Below are 17,679 nucleotides of genomic sequence, written 5' to 3'. Positions count from 1 at the left end.
TGTTAAATATAATATGTTTTTTTAATTATATGCTTTTGTAATGATATTCATTTAGCTTTTACCAAACAAATATAGTCTTTTATGTCATATTTAAAATCTTAAAGCCAAATATATTGGAAACATAAAAAAGAGTTTAAATTTTATTAACATTTTCTTAATATTCAGTTATGACCTCAGCGGTTCCTGCTTTTTATTTAAAACAATACCCGTTTATCAGGACAAAGCAATAAATTTTTTACAATGAAAACCATTTTTTTTTTGATATGCAAGAAAATTATCGATTTAATTTAAAATTCAAGTAACCGCTCACTCACTTTTTGAGAGTCAAAAACAGACCTATTAAAGAAGTTTAAACAAGCATTATCAATTAACTTACAACCATTTACAAGAGATAGTTTTATTGAATAAAAGTCTTTTTGGGTCAGCATAATGAAATACTAACCTCCAACCAATTTTACCTTATATCCTTCAGAAAGTAACAAGTCGGCAATTTTCTGCTTAAACTCGCCTTGTATCATAATTTCATTATCCTTAGCACTTCCACCAACACCACATTTTTGTTTTAAAAACTTGCCTAATGTCTCTAAGTCTTCAACTTTCCCTTTGAAACCAGTAACTAAGGTCACGACTTTCCCTTTTCGCATTTTACGATCTAACTGGACTTTAAGTTGCTGTTGTTGATTAGGCAATGTTTCAATATCTTGAAATAAATCTGAAAACTGATATTCAAAACTGTTGTCTGTTGAATATACAACGCCTTCATAGGGCTGTTTCTTACTTTTACTCATAACTTTATTTAACAAATAACTTTCAATGCTTTCGGAATAATACCAATATTTAAACAATCTCCTAAGTCAACTGGCTCACCATCAATATGAACAACTGATTTTTTTATCGTTTCAATTTTAATATTTCGACCTGGTATTATTTCAACATAATCCGATTGATCAGCCGATTTATTAAATAAATGAAATAACATTTTTGGTAGAATATACATTGGAAATTGATGAACAATACAAACATCCAATATACCATCATTCACAGATGCATTGGGTGCAATATAGGCGTTATTACCATATTGTGGAGAATTAGCAACAGAAATCATAAATGCCTTACGTTCATACGTTTGTCCATCAATCCATATTTTATAATCACACGGTTTATATTTACTTAAAACATTAATGGCGGACTTCATGTAGCCCAAGGTGCCACGAATATTTTCATTTGCAAAGTTTTCACTAACAGATGCATCAAAACCTAAACCTGCAATATTAAAAAATTTTCTATTATTAATAGTACCACAATCAACCTCTACAAATTCAAATCTATTGATACGACGAATTGCAGCAGTTTCATTCAAAGGGATTCCTAAATATAATGCAAGCCCATTACCCGATCCTTCTGGAACAATACCTAATGGTATTCCAGTTTCTGCTAATGCTGACCCCAACTCGTTTATTGTTCCATCACCTCCAACCGCTATCACAGCATCATATTGCTCCTTAACAGCCTGCAAACCAATTTTATAAGCATGATTTGCATATGAAGTCTCTTGAAAAGTCGGATCAAACTTCTGCAAATCAAGCACATCTAACACTTGCTTCTTAAATGACGTTTTTCTTTTTCCCCCAGAAATTGGATTGATAACAAACAGTATCCGTTTTCGTTCTCCCATAAATCAAATATACAGTAATTCACTAATTTCTTAAAACAATGTCAAAATTCTTCGATATGGATAAGTTCATTCGTTATTTTTAACATATTCTACAAAAAATCATTTTAATCTTAGCTGAAAGTATTGTAGTTTTGTCCCGACAAAAAAATGTGGACTGATTTGCGTAGTTTATTCTTAATGAGAATATAACAGGAGATTGCAACCACAGTAAAAAAGTGCTAAAACCATCACATAGCGAAGCTATTTAGCACATTTCTATTGAAACAAGCTCTCCTCTGCAAATTCCTAATTATATAATAATATTTAAAAAGGTAATATGGCTTACTTATTTACATCCGAATCTGTTTCAGAGGGACATCCAGACAAAATTGCTGATCAAATTTCAGATGCATTAATCGACAATTTTTTAGCTTGGGACGAAGATGCACGCGTAGCAATTGAAACTTTGGTAACAACGGGACAAGTTGTACTTGCTGGAGAAGTAAAATCAAAGATATATTTGGACGTTCAAAAAATAACACGATCAGTAATAGAACGTATTGGTTATACCAAGTCTGAGTATATGTTTGAAGCAAACTCATGTGGTGTTTTATCCGCAATCCATGAGCAATCAGCAGATATAAACCAAGGTGTTGATCGCAAAACGAGACAAGATCAAGGAGCTGGAGATCAAGGGATCATGTTTGGTTATGCAAGCAATGAGACTGATAACTATATGCCTTTAGCATTGGATCTCTCGCATCGATTATTGTATGAATTGGCCGCATTGCGTCGTGAAAATAAAGAAATTACGTATTTACGTCCAGATGCAAAATCTCAAGTTACTTTAGAATATACGGAGGATCATAAACCCGCTAGAATTGATACAATTGTCATATCCACGCAACACGATGATTTTTCAACAGAAGATGAAATGCGTGAGAAAATTACAGCTGATATTAAAAATATTTTAATTCCACGGGTAAAAGCACAATTAAAACCTGAATTGCAAGAATTATTTAATGATGAAATCAAATTTCACATTAACCCAACAGGAAAATTCGTCATTGGAGGACCTCATGGAGATACTGGATTAACAGGTCGTAAAATTATTGTAGATACTTATGGGGGTAAAGGTGCACATGGTGGTGGTGCATTTTCAGGTAAAGATCCATCTAAAGTAGATCGTTCTGCAGCCTATGCAACTCGTCATATCGCTAAAAACTTAGTAGCAGCAGGAATTGCTGATGAGATCCTCGTTCAAATCTCTTATGCAATTGGTGTAAAAGATCCAATGGGAATCTACGTTAATACATATGGTACAGGAAAAGTAGGATTAAATGATAGTCAAATAGCTTTAAAAATATCGGAAATTTTCGATATGACACCTTATGGTATTGAAACTCGATTGGGATTACGGAATCCTATTTATTCGGAGACAGCCGCCTATGGTCACATGGGCAGAACTTCAAAAAAGGTAACAAAAGAGTTTGAAAATTCTAATGGAGATAAAAAGGTCATTGAGGTTGAATTATTTACCTGGGAGAAATTAGACTTTGTTGATCAAGTCAAATCATCATTTGGTTTATAGTCGTTTAAACTAACGTCACGATAAAAGACAGCAGGCTCATCAATTATATTGATGAGCCTGCTGTCTTTTATTATAGAGTAGTCGTTCTCATTCTAGTCTCTGTGCGTATTTCAGACTAGATAAGACCTCTGGCTTTAATCTCTAAGTATTTATTAATCGAATTAATGGTTAGATTTTCTGGTGCTGTATAAATTGTTTGAATACCATTTCTATGCAACTCTTGAATAATGAGATTTTTTTCATATATAAATTTCTCAGCAATGATTTGATTATATATTTCAATCGTTCTGCGGGGAGAACTCTTCGCTAGTTCATCCAATTCTGTATTTTTAAACACGATAACCACCAAAATATGAGAACGATTAAGCATTCTTAAATAGGCCAATTGTCTATTTAGGGCATCCAACGTTTCAAAATTGGTGTAAATAAAGATGAGAGACCGTTTATTAATATGTTTATTCGCGTAAGTATATAAATTGCCAAATTCGGATTCTTGAAACTCTGTTTGAGTATGATAGAGTGCCTCCGAAATCCGCATCATTTGATTATTACGTTTTTCCGCAACGACCTGATTACCTATTTCTTTTGAAAAAGTAAGCATACCTGCACGATCATGTTTTAAAATCGCCGCATTGGATAAAACCAAGGTAGCATTAATGGAATAATCCAATAATGTCATTTCTTCAAAAGGCATGCGCATCGCTCGGCCAGTGTCAATGAAACTATAAATAGGTTGCGATTTTTCTTCCTCAAATTGATTCACCATCAATTTCTTTACTTTCGCAGAAGCTTTCCAATTCATCCTTCTATAATCATCTCCTTGCACATAATCACGCACATGATCAAACTCCATAGCTGCACCAATTCTTCGAATGCGCTTAACGCCCATTTCATTTAATCGATTGGTCGTAGCTAAAAGCTGATATTTACGTAATTGAATAAAAGAAGGATAACATGGAATGCTTAAGGTATCATTTGTTACAAACTTTCTTTCAAAAAAGCCTAAAAATCGAACCATAGCGAAACATTTCCCAAAAGAATAAATACCCCGACGTGTAAATTTCAGACTATACTGAATTTCCTTTTCTAGAAAAGGAGTCAATGTAATTTCAAAGTTTTTATCTCGAACCTGTAATTCTACTGGAAATTCTTCTAATATACGAACAAACACCCGTCGAGGATATCGACTTTCTGCTTTGATAACAAGTGGATTTTCATCACCATTAGAAAACTTTTCTGGATAATTCCGTAGGATAGAAACACTTCCTTTACCAGAAAATAAGAACACCAAGTCCCAGATCAACACAGCAGCTAAGATCCAAAAAAGGACAGCCACTGGAATAAACAACACTTTCACAAAGAATGAAATAACAAAAAGTGCTGCCATAATCAACAGACCATAGAAAAATCGATTTGTGAAATACAGTTGTTTAATCTTCTTCATTATCTCGGAATTTCTATACTGGCAATGATTTGATCAATGATATAATCTGTCGTAAAACCTTCCATTTCCTTTTCAGGAGTCAGCATAACGCGATGTCCTAAGACAGCAAAAGCAACTTTTTTAATGTCCTCAGGTGTTACAAAATCACGACCGTTTAATGCTGCAGATGCTTTTGCTGCTTCTAAAATAGCAATTGAAGCTCTGGGCGATGCACCCAAAGTCAAATTAGGATTGTTTCTTGTCTTGGAAATCAAATGAGCGATATAAACCAAGATTTCATCATGTACAAATATGGATTTGATCAACCGCTGAAAATCAGCAATTTCTTGTGAAGACACCACCTGTTGCACCAACGCTTCCTTATCTTGTGCTTTTTGTAGATGGTGCTCCTTTAAAATCAGTAATTCTTGTTCTTGATCAGGATAATGAACATCTATTTTAAATAGAAAACGATCTAGTTGTGCCTCTGGAAGTCGGTAAGTTCCTTCGTGCTCAATTGGATTCTGTGTCGCAAATACAATAAATGGGGTCGGTAAAAAATAAGTTTCCCCGTCAACTGTTACCTGACGTTCGGCCATAGATTCAAATAAAGATGCTTGGGTTTTAGCAGGAGCACGATTTATTTCATCAATTAAGATGATATTTGCAAATATAGGTCCTTTCTTAAAAATAAATTCATTCGTCTTTAAATCCAAAATGGAAGAACCCGTGACATCAGAGGGCATCAAATCGGGTGTAAACTGAATTCGTTTGAAATCACTCGCAATTGTTTTCGAAACCAGTTTCGCAGATAAGGTCTTTGCCACACCAGGCAATCCTTCAATCAACGAGTGGCCTGATGCTAAGATTGAAATCAATAACATATCCAAGAGTTGGTCCTGACCAACAATCACTTTCTTTACTTCAGCTTTTACTGCTGTCATTTTAGCATATAGAACCGTCAAATCTAAACGATTCTCAAAAGGCATATATTTTTCAAATTCACTCATTACATTTCTGCTTTAACTTTAAATTCTTCTATTTTAGTATTGATATTTCTTAAATCTTGTTCTGTAAAATGATTTCTTTTTTGGCACTGTATAATCAATTGAACCATTTCGGCTGTTATTTCTTTTGACACACCAGATCTTTGAGACAAGCTCTCTAAAAATTCTTCTTCATGAATAAGTAATGTATCTACATGAAATTTTTTACGAATATCATGTAAAAAATAATCAACCTTTTTCTGAACCATATTTTCTGGAGAACCATTTTCATAATATAATGTTGCAATGGTTTCACAGAATTGCTTTGACAAATTGGGTTCTGGGAGGATCGTTTTAACAGCGCGCTGTTCTCTTTTACTCTTAAAAATTAAAAACAATAGCAAACTGACTAGAAGTAAATACCACGCTTGTCTTAATCCTTTATGATTCAAAAGAACACGGAGTGGTGTATCCGATTCATTATATTTACTCTTAAAATCATACCATCCAATAGTCTGTCCATCCAAATAGCTAAAAGCTCTGGCGGCATATTGATATTGCTTTTGATTGTTCAACAAATAATAGTTGCCAAACAATTCAGGTGTAATATGAAGTATAATAGCCCCTTTACCTATTTTTAAAGAAATAAAGTTAGGCAACAAGTGTTCCTTATAGCGTAAACCGCCCAAGATCGTTGCAGACTTTGGTAGCTTGGTAAACGAATAATCCAAATTACTTTTCCCGAAAGAAATAGGTATCCCATCTTGGGTAAGCTCTACTTTTATTTCTTCCTCAATATTCTCATCATCTTCATTACCATAGAAGTACTGATAATCCACCTGTAACGTATCTAACAATTTTTGGTTGATCTGTTCGGCTGCAATAAAAACTTTCCCGCCATTTGCTGCGAATTTTAATAAGCGATTGTTAACAGCATCACCAAAATCAAACGCTTCCGAAATAAAGAGCAGTTGTTCTTTTGGAGCCTTAAGCCTATTGTCGGATTCAAAGTATGTAAATAGATCTTCTTTTATATCCGTAATTTTGGCTCTCTTTTCGAGCATATGTGGAAGCTCTTCATGGGTCACATAAAGTCCGAAAGGATTTTTATCTTTTTGATCAAATGTTCTATCCCAAATAATAGGCTTCTTACTCGTTAGATCAATAATACCGATTGCAACAAATACAATTATAAAAGCAAATAAACCAAATTTTAATGAGCCTTTCATGAGATCTTGGATTGAAAATTTTTAAAATCTTGTTGATAACGCTCAAAATCGGCAGCAGTTAAATCAAAACCACCAAACCAAACATACTCAAATACTTGGGTACATTTAATAAACTCCTCTCTTAAAATTGAATCTGAAATCTCATTTGCAAAATCATTATTTGTTTTACTATACTTCCACTTGATCACATGAGCATGTGCTAGTTTTTGAATATTTAGCAATTGCATATAACGAATAGCAAGTGTATAATTTCTGTCCTTAATTGAATCGACGAGATAGGGTTTTAGATCTGTATTCATCAAATTCTTTTCTACATACACAAGATCCGACCCTTCTTCATCTTCGCCTTCTTTATTATCCTTTCTAAAGAAACTATTTCCCGAATAAATTAATTTATAAAAGATATAAATCAATACTGCCAGACCTATTAATCCTAAGAAATAGAAAAACTCTTCATTAAAATTAAAAGAAGAATTTGGTATTAAACCACTTAACCAATGATTGAAACGGACTATTAAACGATCAAAAAAGCCAATTTTATCTTTAATATTCTCAGAATAAATAAACTCTTCGGATTGGTAGCGAGCTAAAACACTTTTATAATCTTTAATCGTTATTGTAGCAGGACGATTATCCTTCGGAATTTCTTGAAACAAATTCTTGTTCCAAATATTGATACTGTCATGCTTTAATGTATCGATGCTCGGCATCGCCATACGCGTAGAGTCAGAATTTGCATAGCTGGCAGTTGTGAAAAATAAAAGAATAACAAAAAACCATCTATTCATCATTGCCCTCCTCCTAATTTTGCAATCATCGCATAGATACGATCTCCATATTTAAAGTCCTTAGCCGTTTCATAAATAATTCCATTTGCCAAAACACTTCCCATATATAAAAAAATTGTCAGGATCGTTACAAGGAGAGCGCCCAAAGTCATCAACATCTTCCCCAGAGATCCATCGAAAAAAGAACTATCGAATTCCAAAAAATTATAAGAAATTAGCCCTATAATTAATGCTGGAATAAAAGTTAACATCATTATGACTACCTGAAAAATGAAACTAACAATATAAGTGGCAATGCCATATTGAATCACATTCTTTCGAATAACATTAAATGTCTCTGAAAAAGTCGTCGATAAAGAAAAATACCCTTCACGATAAAACAGAAACGAACAGAAAAACCACAAACCAATTATTGAAAATAAGATTCCAATACCAAAACTGCCAAACAAAGGAATAAACATGATAATAAACATAGCTATCCCCAAGGGAATTCCAATAATGATCATGACTAATAAGGACGCAAAGAAAAACTTCACATACATACCAATATGGCTTCGAAATACGGTCAATAAATCTCTACCTGTAAAGTCTGTATTCTTTTGATTCTTCAATAAAATAAAATATTCGATACAAATACCATACATGTATAAAACCAACAAAAGGACGGCAACACTCAGAACTCCCCCCCATAGATATACATTAAAATCTTCAAATGAATTACTCTCCGACGAAAAGGTAATCTTTGTAGACAAAAAATAATATAGAATTGTCGTGATACTTAAAGGTATAATAGAAATACTAAAGACTGTTCTGACAAAATGGCCTAAGATAATTTTTAACAAATCGATAAAACTTTGTAAAAAATCTCCAACTTTACGTTCTTTCTGAAATTCAAAATTTATTTCCATTGATTGGTTTTAGCTAATTGAAAAGGACGTAGAATATAATAATATAAGATCATCAAAAATGTAATGGTTATAATCAGTAGGCACATGGTCATAGAAATATGATAGTAACGTGTAACGAAGCCCTCCAATGTACCTGCAAGTATAAAAAAAGGAATTGTGCTCGCTAAAACCTTCATTGATAATTTAGCTGCTCGAATAAAGGATTCCATTCTACTATAAGATTTTGGGAATAGGAAACTATTGCCTAACATCAAACCGCAACCACCTGCTATGATAATAACAGAAATTTCTATGGTTCCGTGTATCCAAATTGCGGACATTGCTTTTTGCAGAACACCATATTCATAAAACATATAATGAAATGCTCCTAACATGATGCCGTTAGAGAAAAGAATATAACCTGTTCCCACACTAAAAAAAATACCAAACGTAAAAGCTAAAAAAGCAACTCGTACATTATTAATGGTAATCCCTAATGCAGATCCAAAATTATTACCTGATGCATAAATAGCCGCAGGGTCTCCCTTTCGAATATTATCGATAGACTCATCAACATAGGCATCACCTAGAATTAGCCTCACAAAACTCTCATCATAATGAGCAGATAAAAATCCGATAATACTCGCCAAAAGAAAAATCAGAAAAGAAAACAACAACGGTCTTCGCATTTGCCATACAGCATGTGGTATTTCATATGAAAAAAAATGCTTAAGTTTATTTTCGGAAGCTTTCTGATCTTTATATATTTTTTGATGTGCTAAAATGGCTAACTCATTTAAATAATCTTTTGTCCTACTTTCTGGATAAAAAGTTTGTGCATATGCTAGATCATTTGTGAGTTCGATATAATTTGAGGCAAGTTCATCGGGATTAACATCAACATGAATTGATAAATTATTTTCAATTGACAACCATTTTTCTTTATTTCGTTCTATGAATGAAGCTTCTCTCATTAATATAAATTTTAAACCGGCTATTTCAAATATATGAATAAACTATTAATAAATACACCACAGAACGTAAAAATAGAATATAATTTAGCTTCTTTAGGCTCTAGAATTATCGCTTTTGCGATTGACTACTTTATTATTATCGTTTATTATATCTTAATAATTACCATCCTTTACTCTTTCGATATTAATATGGGAGATTCCTGGTTATTCTTTGGTATCCTATCATTACTGACGCTTCCAGCTTTCTTTTATCCTGTTATTATGGAGACGGCTTTTTCAGGGCAAAGTCTCGGAAAGAAAATCATGAAAATAAAAGTGGTTAAGATCGATGGAACGCGCGCTAATTTCTATCAATATTTTGCCCGTTGGACATTTTCTCTGGTTGATATTTGGATGTGTATGGGAGGAATAGCGATTACCTCAATTGCCTTATCCAAGTACGGACAACGCATTGGCGATTTATCCGCAGAAACATCTGTCATTAGTTTAAAAGCAAAATTAAATTTACAACAGACAATCTTTGAAGATGTCCCATCAGAGAAAGACATCATCTTTCCACAAGTAATCAAATTAAGCGACCAAGATGCAAATAAGGTAAAAGAAATCTACGATGGTGCTGTCAAGAGGAAAGACTATAACATTCTTTTAGCCCTTACTCAAAAACTAGAGACGATTATGGATGTCAAATCAACCATGCATCCCAATGATTTCGTCAATCAGGTGATGAAAGATCATTATATCTTATTCCGTAATAAATAGAAAAAGGCGTCTATAGACGCCTTTTTCTATTTATTCTTAAAAGTAACTATTCTGCTATACTTGCTGCCGAGGTTTGTACCTGACGGTCAACTTTTTTCACCAAACCTTGCAATACATTACCAGGACCAACTTCCACAAAAGCCCCCGCATGATCTGCCAACATATTTTGAACTGTTTGCGTCCAACGAACAGCTCCTGTTAATTGTGCGATTAAGTTCTTTTTAATTGTTTCTGCATCTGTATATGCCGCTGCATCAACATTCTGATAGATCGGACAAATAGGTGATTTTATTTCAGTCGCTTCAATTGCATCTTGTAATTCAACCTTCGCTGGTTCCATCAATGGAGAATGGAACGCACCTCCAACATTTAATTTTAAAGCACGTTTTGCCCCTGCTTCAGTCAATAAAACACAAGCTTTATCTACGCCAGCAATAGATCCCGATATAACCAATTGACCGGGACAGTTATAATTGGCTGCAACAACCACATCTTCTATTTGTGCACAAATATTTTCAACAACCGCATCCTCTAAACCTAAGATTGCTGCCATAGTTGAGGGTTGTAGTTCACAAGCCTTTTGCATCGCATTTGCTCGTTGCGCCACCAACTTCAGCCCATCTTCAAAAGAGAGCGCGCCCGCAGACACTAAAGCAGAAAACTCGCCTAAAGAATGACCAGCAACCATATCTGGCTTAAATTGATCTCCCAAAGCCTTTGCTAAAATCACAGAGTGTAAGAATATTGCAGGTTGTGTTACATTCGTTTGCTTTAATTGTTCTTCTGTACCCGCAAACATAATATCCGTAATACGGAAACCTAAAATATCATTTGCCTTTTCAAATAAAGCTTTTGTTTCTTCATTCAGATTATACAAGTCTTGACCCATTCCCACGAACTGAGCTCCTTGACCAGGAAATACATATGCTGTTTTCATATTTAATTTTTTCTATTCTAATGAGCAAATATAATGAAATCCACTAAAAATTAATCTTCTGGGATGAAGCTTAAAGATAGCATACGCGATGGATCTAAAATTTCCTTTGAAATGGTTAATAGCTCTGCGGCAGATATGGTCTGTATTTTCTCAATGATCTCATCCAATTCAACAATGCGGTTATAATCCATTACGTTTTTGGCAGCAGCAATGATCATACTCATTCTATTTTCTTCTGAAAGTGCAATCTGACCAATAAATTTACGTTTTGCCTTTTGCAATTGTCCTGCTGTCATTTCCTTTTCGCATAATTTATTCAGTTCTTTAAAGACCAATTTTTTAGCCCTCTCTACTTTTTCTTCATCTGTACCCAGATAAATACTAAATAATCCCGAATCAGAAAACATGGTATAGTTGGATTCAATGGTATAAGCAATTCCATATTTCTCACGAATAGAAAGATTCAAAATAGAACTCATTCCCATTCCACCCAGCATATTATTCAACAATAAAAGACCTGTTTTCCGATCATCACGATAACTGTAAGCATGACACCCTAACATATAATGTACCTGATTGATCGGCTTAGGGCTTTCAATGTGTGTAACTGCTATTGTTGACACATCATTACGTTCACGTTCGATTTTATTTTCAGGAACGGGAGCAAAAATTTTATTGGCTAAACGCTCTACCTGTTTGATTGTATAATTACCTGTAATCGAAACGACAATCTCATTTGTATCATAATTTGATTTTATAAAATCTTGAATATCTGTTTTTGTCAAAGCTAATAATTGATCTTCAAGACCTAGTATATTATGTCCCAGACCAGAACCTGCAAATACGATATCTTCAAAATCATCAACGATCGACTCTTCAGGGCTATCCAAGTATGAAGCCATTTCATCTATAATAACGGATTTCTCTTTTTCTAACTCTTCATCTGGAAAAGTAGAGTGAAAAAAAATATCCTCAAATAAATCCAGTGCCTTATCCAAATAGGGGGTTAGAAATGAGGCATGCACACAAGTGTATTCTTTAGTGGTATAAGCATTAAGATCGCCACCAACAGCCTCTAAATGATTTAAAATTTGATTTGTACTTCTTCTTTCTGTTCTTTTGAAAAGCAAATGTTCGATAAAATGTGCGACCCCAAATTTACCTTCCTTTTCATCTCTCGACCCTGCATTGATCAACATACAAGCATGTGTGATCGGTAAATTTTGCTGTTGAAAAACCACACGTATTCCATTGGATAAGCGTATTATTTCGTATTCCATATAGTTAATTAGGAGATTCTAGTTAAAATTTTCGATGCTATAGCGCATGATTTTTCTCGGATGAAAAACAAATCCTTGACTTTCATATAATTTCTGAGCGGGAAAATTATGTTCTTCCACTTCTAACAAAACAAGTTTACAAGCAGCATCTTTTACATATTCTTGAACAAACTGTACCGCTTTTTTCCCGACGCCCTTCCCTCTAGCATCTGCATTGAGATACAATTCATCTAATAAGGCAACTCTTCCTTTAAATTCAAAGCTAAAGAAATAAACAACAATAATATAGCCCAATACTAAATCATTTTCTTTGATTAACCAGGATTGACCCAATTTATCATCTTGGAGAAAAGTTTTAAAATTATCTCTACTTGAGTTAGCATCCATATGATATCCATCAATTGCATAGAAATCTTGCATCATCGCAACTATGGTATCAATATTTTCAGGTGTTAATTTTTCAAATATGAGCATAACCGTTTTTTTTCAAACAAAACTAACTAAATAAAAACATTACCTATCAAAACAGCAAAAAAATGACGTTGATGGGATATAGAAAACTGGCGTTAAATAAAATAAAACGATCATGGTGACTACACCATGACCGTTCATTCAATTATTTTATTAATAAATTTTATCATTTATTACATACGAGGAGGTCGCATACCTCCTCGTGATTTATCGTCTCCATCAGGAGAACCCAATGCAAATTTTTGGAATTTATAGGTAAACAACAACATAAAATAGCGTCCCAAACGATTCGTGCGACTATCTGTGATCATGGATTCGCTAACAGTTCTAGATACATTTGTTTGTTCATTTAATAAATCAAAAGCTTGTAAGCGAACTGTTCCTCGTTGACCTTTTAAGAACTTCTGCTCAACATAGGTATTAATGATAAAGGGATTAGCATTAATTCCAGATCCATAACCTTGATTAAATTGTTTTGATAAGTCCGCACCAAAAATAGTTGAAGGCGTAATATTTACAGAACCAATTAAAGTCGGTGTCCAAGAAGAAATATTTGTTGTTCTATTCGTCAATGAGTTTTCAGTATGATTATACTGATATCTTACCCCAGGATTAATTTCAAAATTTTCAGAAGGATTATACCTAAACATCAAACCTTGATTAAAAACGATATTTTTTGAAATGTTTTTTAAACCGACATTATCTAAGCTATCTGTAGAAGAATACCCTATCCTTTTATTAAAGGATATTCCTCCCATCAACATAATATTATATGTTTTTTCTTTCAATGACTTACCGTAATGATAGAAAGTACTAATGCCATAAGGGTGATCATTTGTTTCATTTAAATATCGTGTTTCTGATATCAACGTGGTATCAATAGCGCCCGTATTACTGTTTCTCAATGCTCCCAAATATGATTTATTTAAACTCACAATCTTATTATTGGCTAAATTTGCATTTACAAAAGCAAAGAAATTATTTCCTTTTTGAAAATCATTTTTCCTGAATCTAATATTCATTTGATGATTAAATTCTGGATTTAAGTCTGCATTACCCATCACAATGCTTGTACGATTTGTGCTCATATCAAAAGGTAGAATCTGTGTAACGGAGGGTTCTGTTGCTGATCCTGAATAATTCACTGACAAATTACTTTGACGTGAAAATTTATATTCAAAACGAGCGATTGGCATCCAGTTTAAATTATTGCGATATATTGGTACAGATAAGTCAGAGCTAATGGCATCGCCTCTTAATTGAGAGGGTTGTGCAGCTGCACCAATGGAGTAGGTTACTTTATCTCCGCTATACAAATAGTTCGCTCCAATCCTATGTGTGGTAAAGGAGTAATCATAATTGTAATCAAAATTTAATTTTGGATCATCACTAATAGGATTATTTTCCTTATCAAAACCTTGCTGTAAATTTGAGTTGTCATATTTATTCTTATTGAAATCGTAAGTTAGCTCCAATTTTCCTTTCTCAGATAATGGCTCCGTATAATTCAATGAAGCACCTGCATTCCAACTTTTATTACTTGCTTCTTGTATTGTTCTCTCATAAATTGAATTTAAAGAAGCGTTTGCATTATTAGGATCTTCTAACAATCGTTGTAATATCGCATTCTGATCTTTATCCGTTTTAGCATTATTATAATTCATATTTAAGAAGACATTACGTCCCTTATCGTTCAGTTTACGATTATATAAACCACTAATACCATAGCGAGGTGCTGTTGAATGTGTGAACGTGTTTTGATCTTGTGAGTTATTAAATTCTTCATTTCGATAAGTAATTGAATTTGTTAACGCATTTGCATCTCCATCATCAAATCCAAATTGAGGTGATATTTTAATATAATCTCTAGTTGAAGGTTTCCATTCTAAGTTCGCTTCAAAGCGATGGCTAGCACCAATCGTATTCGAGTTTGAATGAATACTATCGTTTTGTATGATATCCCTTAATGTATTTTGTTGGAACATATCGGACAACGTGGTATTGTTGCTATGGCTATAACTATAACTACCATAAACAGTCAATTTATCCGAAAAATCTTTTCGAGCATTCAATCCTATTGAACCTAACTTAGTCAATCCATTAGAACCTCCAAACATATCCCCTCCTCGACGTCCTCCACCCCCTTGTTGACGACGAGCACCACCACCACTCGTATTAAAATCAAACAATGGTGCATTCGTATTATTTAGATTACCTAAAACTGAAATCTGCTCTCCCTCTCTCATGCCCATCCACATTCCTGTAGCCTGATAACGATCCTCTGTACCATAGCCTGCTCGCAAAGTAGTCATATGGCCTTGGTTGTATTTCGGGTCAATCTGGATATTCAAGACTTTCTCTGAATCTCCATTTTTATTACCCGTTATATTTGCCATATCACCATAGTCATCCACGATTTGCATTTTCTCAATAATATTTGCTGGTAAATTTTGTGTTGCTGTTTTAACATCACCTCCAAAGAAGTCCTTACCATTGATACGAACTCGTTTTACAGATTCTCCTTGAGCAGTCACATTACCGTCTTTGTCAACCTCTACTCCTTGTAATTTTTTCAAGGCATCTTCTGCAACAGACCCATCTCGCAACTTCAAGTCTTTCATCGTATATTCTAACGTATCGCCTTTCACAACTACAGTAGGTACACCATCAATAACAACTTCTTGTAATAGTTCGGACGATTGTTGCAAAGTGAAACTTGGAATTATATATTTTGATTCTCCAGCTGGAAAAGTAAATTCTTGTTCAAATTTTTCGAAACCCAAGTTCGAAACTGAAATTTTAAAATTAGTAGCTTTAACATTGTTAAAAATAAATATACCAGCTATCGATGAGCTGGTAACCATAGAATCTTGATCGGAGATCAATTTAACTGACGCTCCTGCGACAACACGGATTTTATCATCTTTCAGCATTCCTTGAACAGATTTTGTCTGTCCCTGAGCGACCCAGCTCAAAAGGAATATATTACAAAATAAAAGGAAGGTAATCCTCATCATATACATTTATTTTTTGTGATTATCTATTTCGATTTCTAATGATCAAGACATCTATTTTAAAAGATCGAGTTGAATAACAAGTTGACTTTTGATTACAATTCATTTTACATTACTGATAGTCAGCTTTTTAATAATCAAACAAGTTGTCATTCATACTTCTATTGACATGGAAACTGATAAGTATTAATTAAAATAATTATACAAAAAAAGAGAATATTATTGTTAATAAGTGTAAAACTTAAAGCTTAACATAATAGTTACAATAAAACATGTACTATTCTTGGACAATTAATCACTTTAAACAGCATTATATTCCTGTTTATCTATCATTGCATTTTCTTGTTGTTAATTTGATATCAACGTTGTCTATTCCTAAATTACCCTTACACAAATCGGAGTAATTATTAATTTTATATAATATGGAAACACCGAGAAAAGGGAAACATACAGGAGCCCCTGTTACCTACGAATCATCTTTTAAGATTGCAGTTGCCAGAGAATACCTTGAGGGCAATCTGAGCCAGTCACAGCTTGGGCGTAAACATGGACTTAAGAGTGGCGAGGTGGTTCGCTATTTTGTCAACTGGTACAAAAAGAACATCGCCCAAATCCATTCAGGCCTTATTTCACCTGACAGCGAGCTGCCGCCTTTAGCATCCAGCAGTCCTGATGAGCAGCTTCAGGAGGAACTCCGGCTTGCCAGGCTGAAGATTACCGCCCTTGAGATGATGATCCATATTGCAGAGCAGGAGCTGGATATCGATATCCGAAAAAAGTCTGGTACCAAACCGCCAGTAAAATGAAGGAGATATTTATCAATATTCCCCTGAGTACCATTTGCTCGCTGTTTGGCAGAACAAGACAGTCCTGGTATGAAATGAACGCCAGAAGGGACGTTTCGGTGATTCAGGATGGAATGATACTAGAATGGGTCTGGGAAATCAGATCAGTGCTTCCGCGTACAGGATGCGTAAAGCTTCTTCATATGCTGCAGCAGAACCTCAAAGCGCATCATATTACCATCGGAAGGGATGCTTTTTCCAGGCTGATCAGGGACAATGGCATGCTGATCTATCCCAAAAGGAGATATGTGACCACCACGATGTCCTACCATCATTACAGGAAATGGCCGGATATGATCAGCCGGGCAAAGCCCCTGATGGCCGAGCAGGTCTGGGTAAGCGATATTACCTATCTGCGGACAGGCACGGGATTTATCTACCTTTTTCTGATCACAGATGCCTATTCCAGAAAGATCGTAGGCTACCATCTCAGCCAGTCACTAAAAGCTTCCGGATGCCTATCGGCACTCCAAAAGGCTATAAACGGCAGGGAATATAAGCAAAGGCCGCTGATCCACCACTCGGACAGGGGGATACAGTACTGCTGTGATGCCTATGTGGAACTATTGCAGAGAAACCATATCCAGATCAGTATGACTCAATCCGGATCACCCTATGATAATGCAATTGCCGAAAGGGTAAACGGTATACTGAAAACAGAATTTGAGCTCTATAACACCTTTGAGTCCTATTCAATGGCTATTGAACCGGTGTGCAGAGCGATAGAAAGATACAATAATGTCAGACCGCACATGAGCTGTAAAATGATGACACCGGCGCAAAGACATAGTCAGGAAATCACTAAAACAAGAAACAGTACAACCCGATTGTAAGGGTATAC

At 34.5% G+C, this 17,679-nt stretch carries 16 protein-coding genes; 4 read left to right on the top strand and 12 right to left on the bottom strand.

Annotated elements, in window-relative coordinates:
• Positions 1–437 precede the first annotated feature (437 nt).
• Both LZQ00_RS16545 and LZQ00_RS16540 read right to left on the bottom strand, forming a co-directional pair.
• A complete protein-coding gene (locus LZQ00_RS16545; protein WP_234510359.1) occupies positions 438–788 on the bottom strand; it encodes a translation initiation factor in 351 nt (116 codons plus the stop codon).
• 8 nt (positions 789–796) lie between these two features.
• Entirely contained in the window at positions 797–1,675 is an 879-nt protein-coding gene (locus LZQ00_RS16540) for a diacylglycerol/lipid kinase family protein (RefSeq protein WP_234510358.1), read from the bottom strand.
• A gap of 316 nt (positions 1,676–1,991) precedes the next feature.
• On the opposite strand from LZQ00_RS16540, the gene metK reads away from it, so the two are divergent.
• Complete coding sequence (gene metK, locus LZQ00_RS16535; protein ID WP_234510357.1) at positions 1,992–3,245, top strand: methionine adenosyltransferase; 1,254 nt, start codon at positions 1,992–1,994, stop codon at positions 3,243–3,245.
• A gap of 115 nt (positions 3,246–3,360) precedes the next feature.
• Here the strand turns inward: metK and LZQ00_RS16530 are convergent, their stop codons facing one another.
• From LZQ00_RS16530 to LZQ00_RS16505, 6 genes are read right to left on the bottom strand one after another with little or no spacing between them, the layout of a single operon-like run.
• Complete coding sequence (locus LZQ00_RS16530; RefSeq protein ID WP_234510356.1) at positions 3,361–4,689, bottom strand: DUF58 domain-containing protein; 1,329 nt, start codon at positions 4,687–4,689, stop codon at positions 3,361–3,363.
• The gene (locus LZQ00_RS16525) at positions 4,689–5,678 is read right to left on the bottom strand and encodes an AAA family ATPase (RefSeq protein WP_234510355.1); all 990 of its coding nucleotides are present in this window, start codon (positions 5,676–5,678) and stop codon (positions 4,689–4,691) included. The genes LZQ00_RS16530 and LZQ00_RS16525 overlap by 1 nt, the downstream gene beginning before the upstream one ends.
• Entirely contained in the window at positions 5,678–6,883 is a 1,206-nt protein-coding gene (locus tag LZQ00_RS16520) for a DUF4350 domain-containing protein (RefSeq protein WP_234510354.1), read from the bottom strand. Before LZQ00_RS16520 ends, LZQ00_RS16525 begins: the two co-directional genes overlap by 1 nt.
• Positions 6,880–7,674 (bottom strand): DUF4129 domain-containing protein, encoded by a 795-nt coding sequence (locus LZQ00_RS16515; RefSeq protein ID WP_234510353.1) that lies wholly within the window; start codon positions 7,672–7,674, stop codon positions 6,880–6,882. The genes LZQ00_RS16520 and LZQ00_RS16515 overlap by 4 nt, the downstream gene beginning before the upstream one ends.
• Positions 7,671–8,579 carry an ABC transporter permease gene (locus LZQ00_RS16510; protein ID WP_234510352.1) on the bottom strand — a complete coding sequence of 303 codons (909 nt, stop codon included), beginning with the start codon at positions 8,577–8,579 and terminating at the stop codon, positions 7,671–7,673. Before LZQ00_RS16510 ends, LZQ00_RS16515 begins: the two co-directional genes overlap by 4 nt.
• Complete coding sequence (locus LZQ00_RS16505; protein WP_234510351.1) at positions 8,570–9,532, bottom strand: stage II sporulation protein M; 963 nt, start codon at positions 9,530–9,532, stop codon at positions 8,570–8,572. Before LZQ00_RS16505 ends, LZQ00_RS16510 begins: the two co-directional genes overlap by 10 nt.
• Before the next feature lie 33 nt (positions 9,533–9,565).
• Between LZQ00_RS16505 and LZQ00_RS16500 the strand changes: the two genes are divergently transcribed.
• Positions 9,566–10,291 carry an RDD family protein gene (locus LZQ00_RS16500; protein WP_234510350.1) on the top strand — a complete coding sequence of 242 codons (726 nt, stop codon included), beginning with the start codon at positions 9,566–9,568 and terminating at the stop codon, positions 10,289–10,291.
• Between the two features lie 46 nt (positions 10,292–10,337).
• Here LZQ00_RS16500 and fabD read toward each other — a convergent pair whose 3' ends face one another.
• From fabD to LZQ00_RS16480, 4 genes are all read right to left on the bottom strand, one after another.
• On the bottom strand, positions 10,338–11,228 hold the full coding sequence (gene fabD / locus LZQ00_RS16495) for an ACP S-malonyltransferase (protein ID WP_234510349.1): 891 nt from the start codon (positions 11,226–11,228) through the stop codon (positions 10,338–10,340).
• 50 nt (positions 11,229–11,278) lie between these two features.
• A complete protein-coding gene (locus tag LZQ00_RS16490) occupies positions 11,279–12,508 on the bottom strand; it encodes a M16 family metallopeptidase (protein ID WP_234510348.1) in 1,230 nt (409 codons plus the stop codon).
• A gap of 18 nt (positions 12,509–12,526) precedes the next feature.
• Positions 12,527–12,982: a GNAT family N-acetyltransferase gene (locus LZQ00_RS16485; protein WP_234510347.1), complete on the bottom strand. Its 456-nt coding sequence runs from the start codon at positions 12,980–12,982 to the stop codon at positions 12,527–12,529.
• A gap of 170 nt (positions 12,983–13,152) precedes the next feature.
• Positions 13,153–15,996 (bottom strand): outer membrane beta-barrel protein, encoded by a 2,844-nt coding sequence (locus LZQ00_RS16480; RefSeq protein ID WP_234510346.1) that lies wholly within the window; start codon positions 15,994–15,996, stop codon positions 13,153–13,155.
• 419 nt (positions 15,997–16,415) lie between these two features.
• Here LZQ00_RS16480 and LZQ00_RS16475 point away from each other — a divergent pair, with 419 nt between their 5' ends.
• Positions 16,416–16,799 carry a transposase gene (locus LZQ00_RS16475; protein WP_234509243.1) on the top strand — a complete coding sequence of 128 codons (384 nt, stop codon included), beginning with the start codon at positions 16,416–16,418 and terminating at the stop codon, positions 16,797–16,799.
• A complete protein-coding gene (locus tag LZQ00_RS16470; protein WP_234510345.1) occupies positions 16,796–17,671 on the top strand; it encodes an IS3 family transposase in 876 nt (291 codons plus the stop codon). Before LZQ00_RS16475 ends, LZQ00_RS16470 begins: the two co-directional genes overlap by 4 nt.
• Positions 17,672–17,679 lie beyond the last annotated feature (8 nt).

The sequence above is a fragment of the Sphingobacterium sp. SRCM116780 genome (assembly GCF_021442025.1).
Classification (GTDB): Bacteria; Bacteroidota; Bacteroidia; order Sphingobacteriales; family Sphingobacteriaceae; genus Sphingobacterium.
The sequence above is the reverse complement of the archived record's forward strand: the minus strand, read 5'-3'. Positions and strand labels throughout refer to the sequence as shown.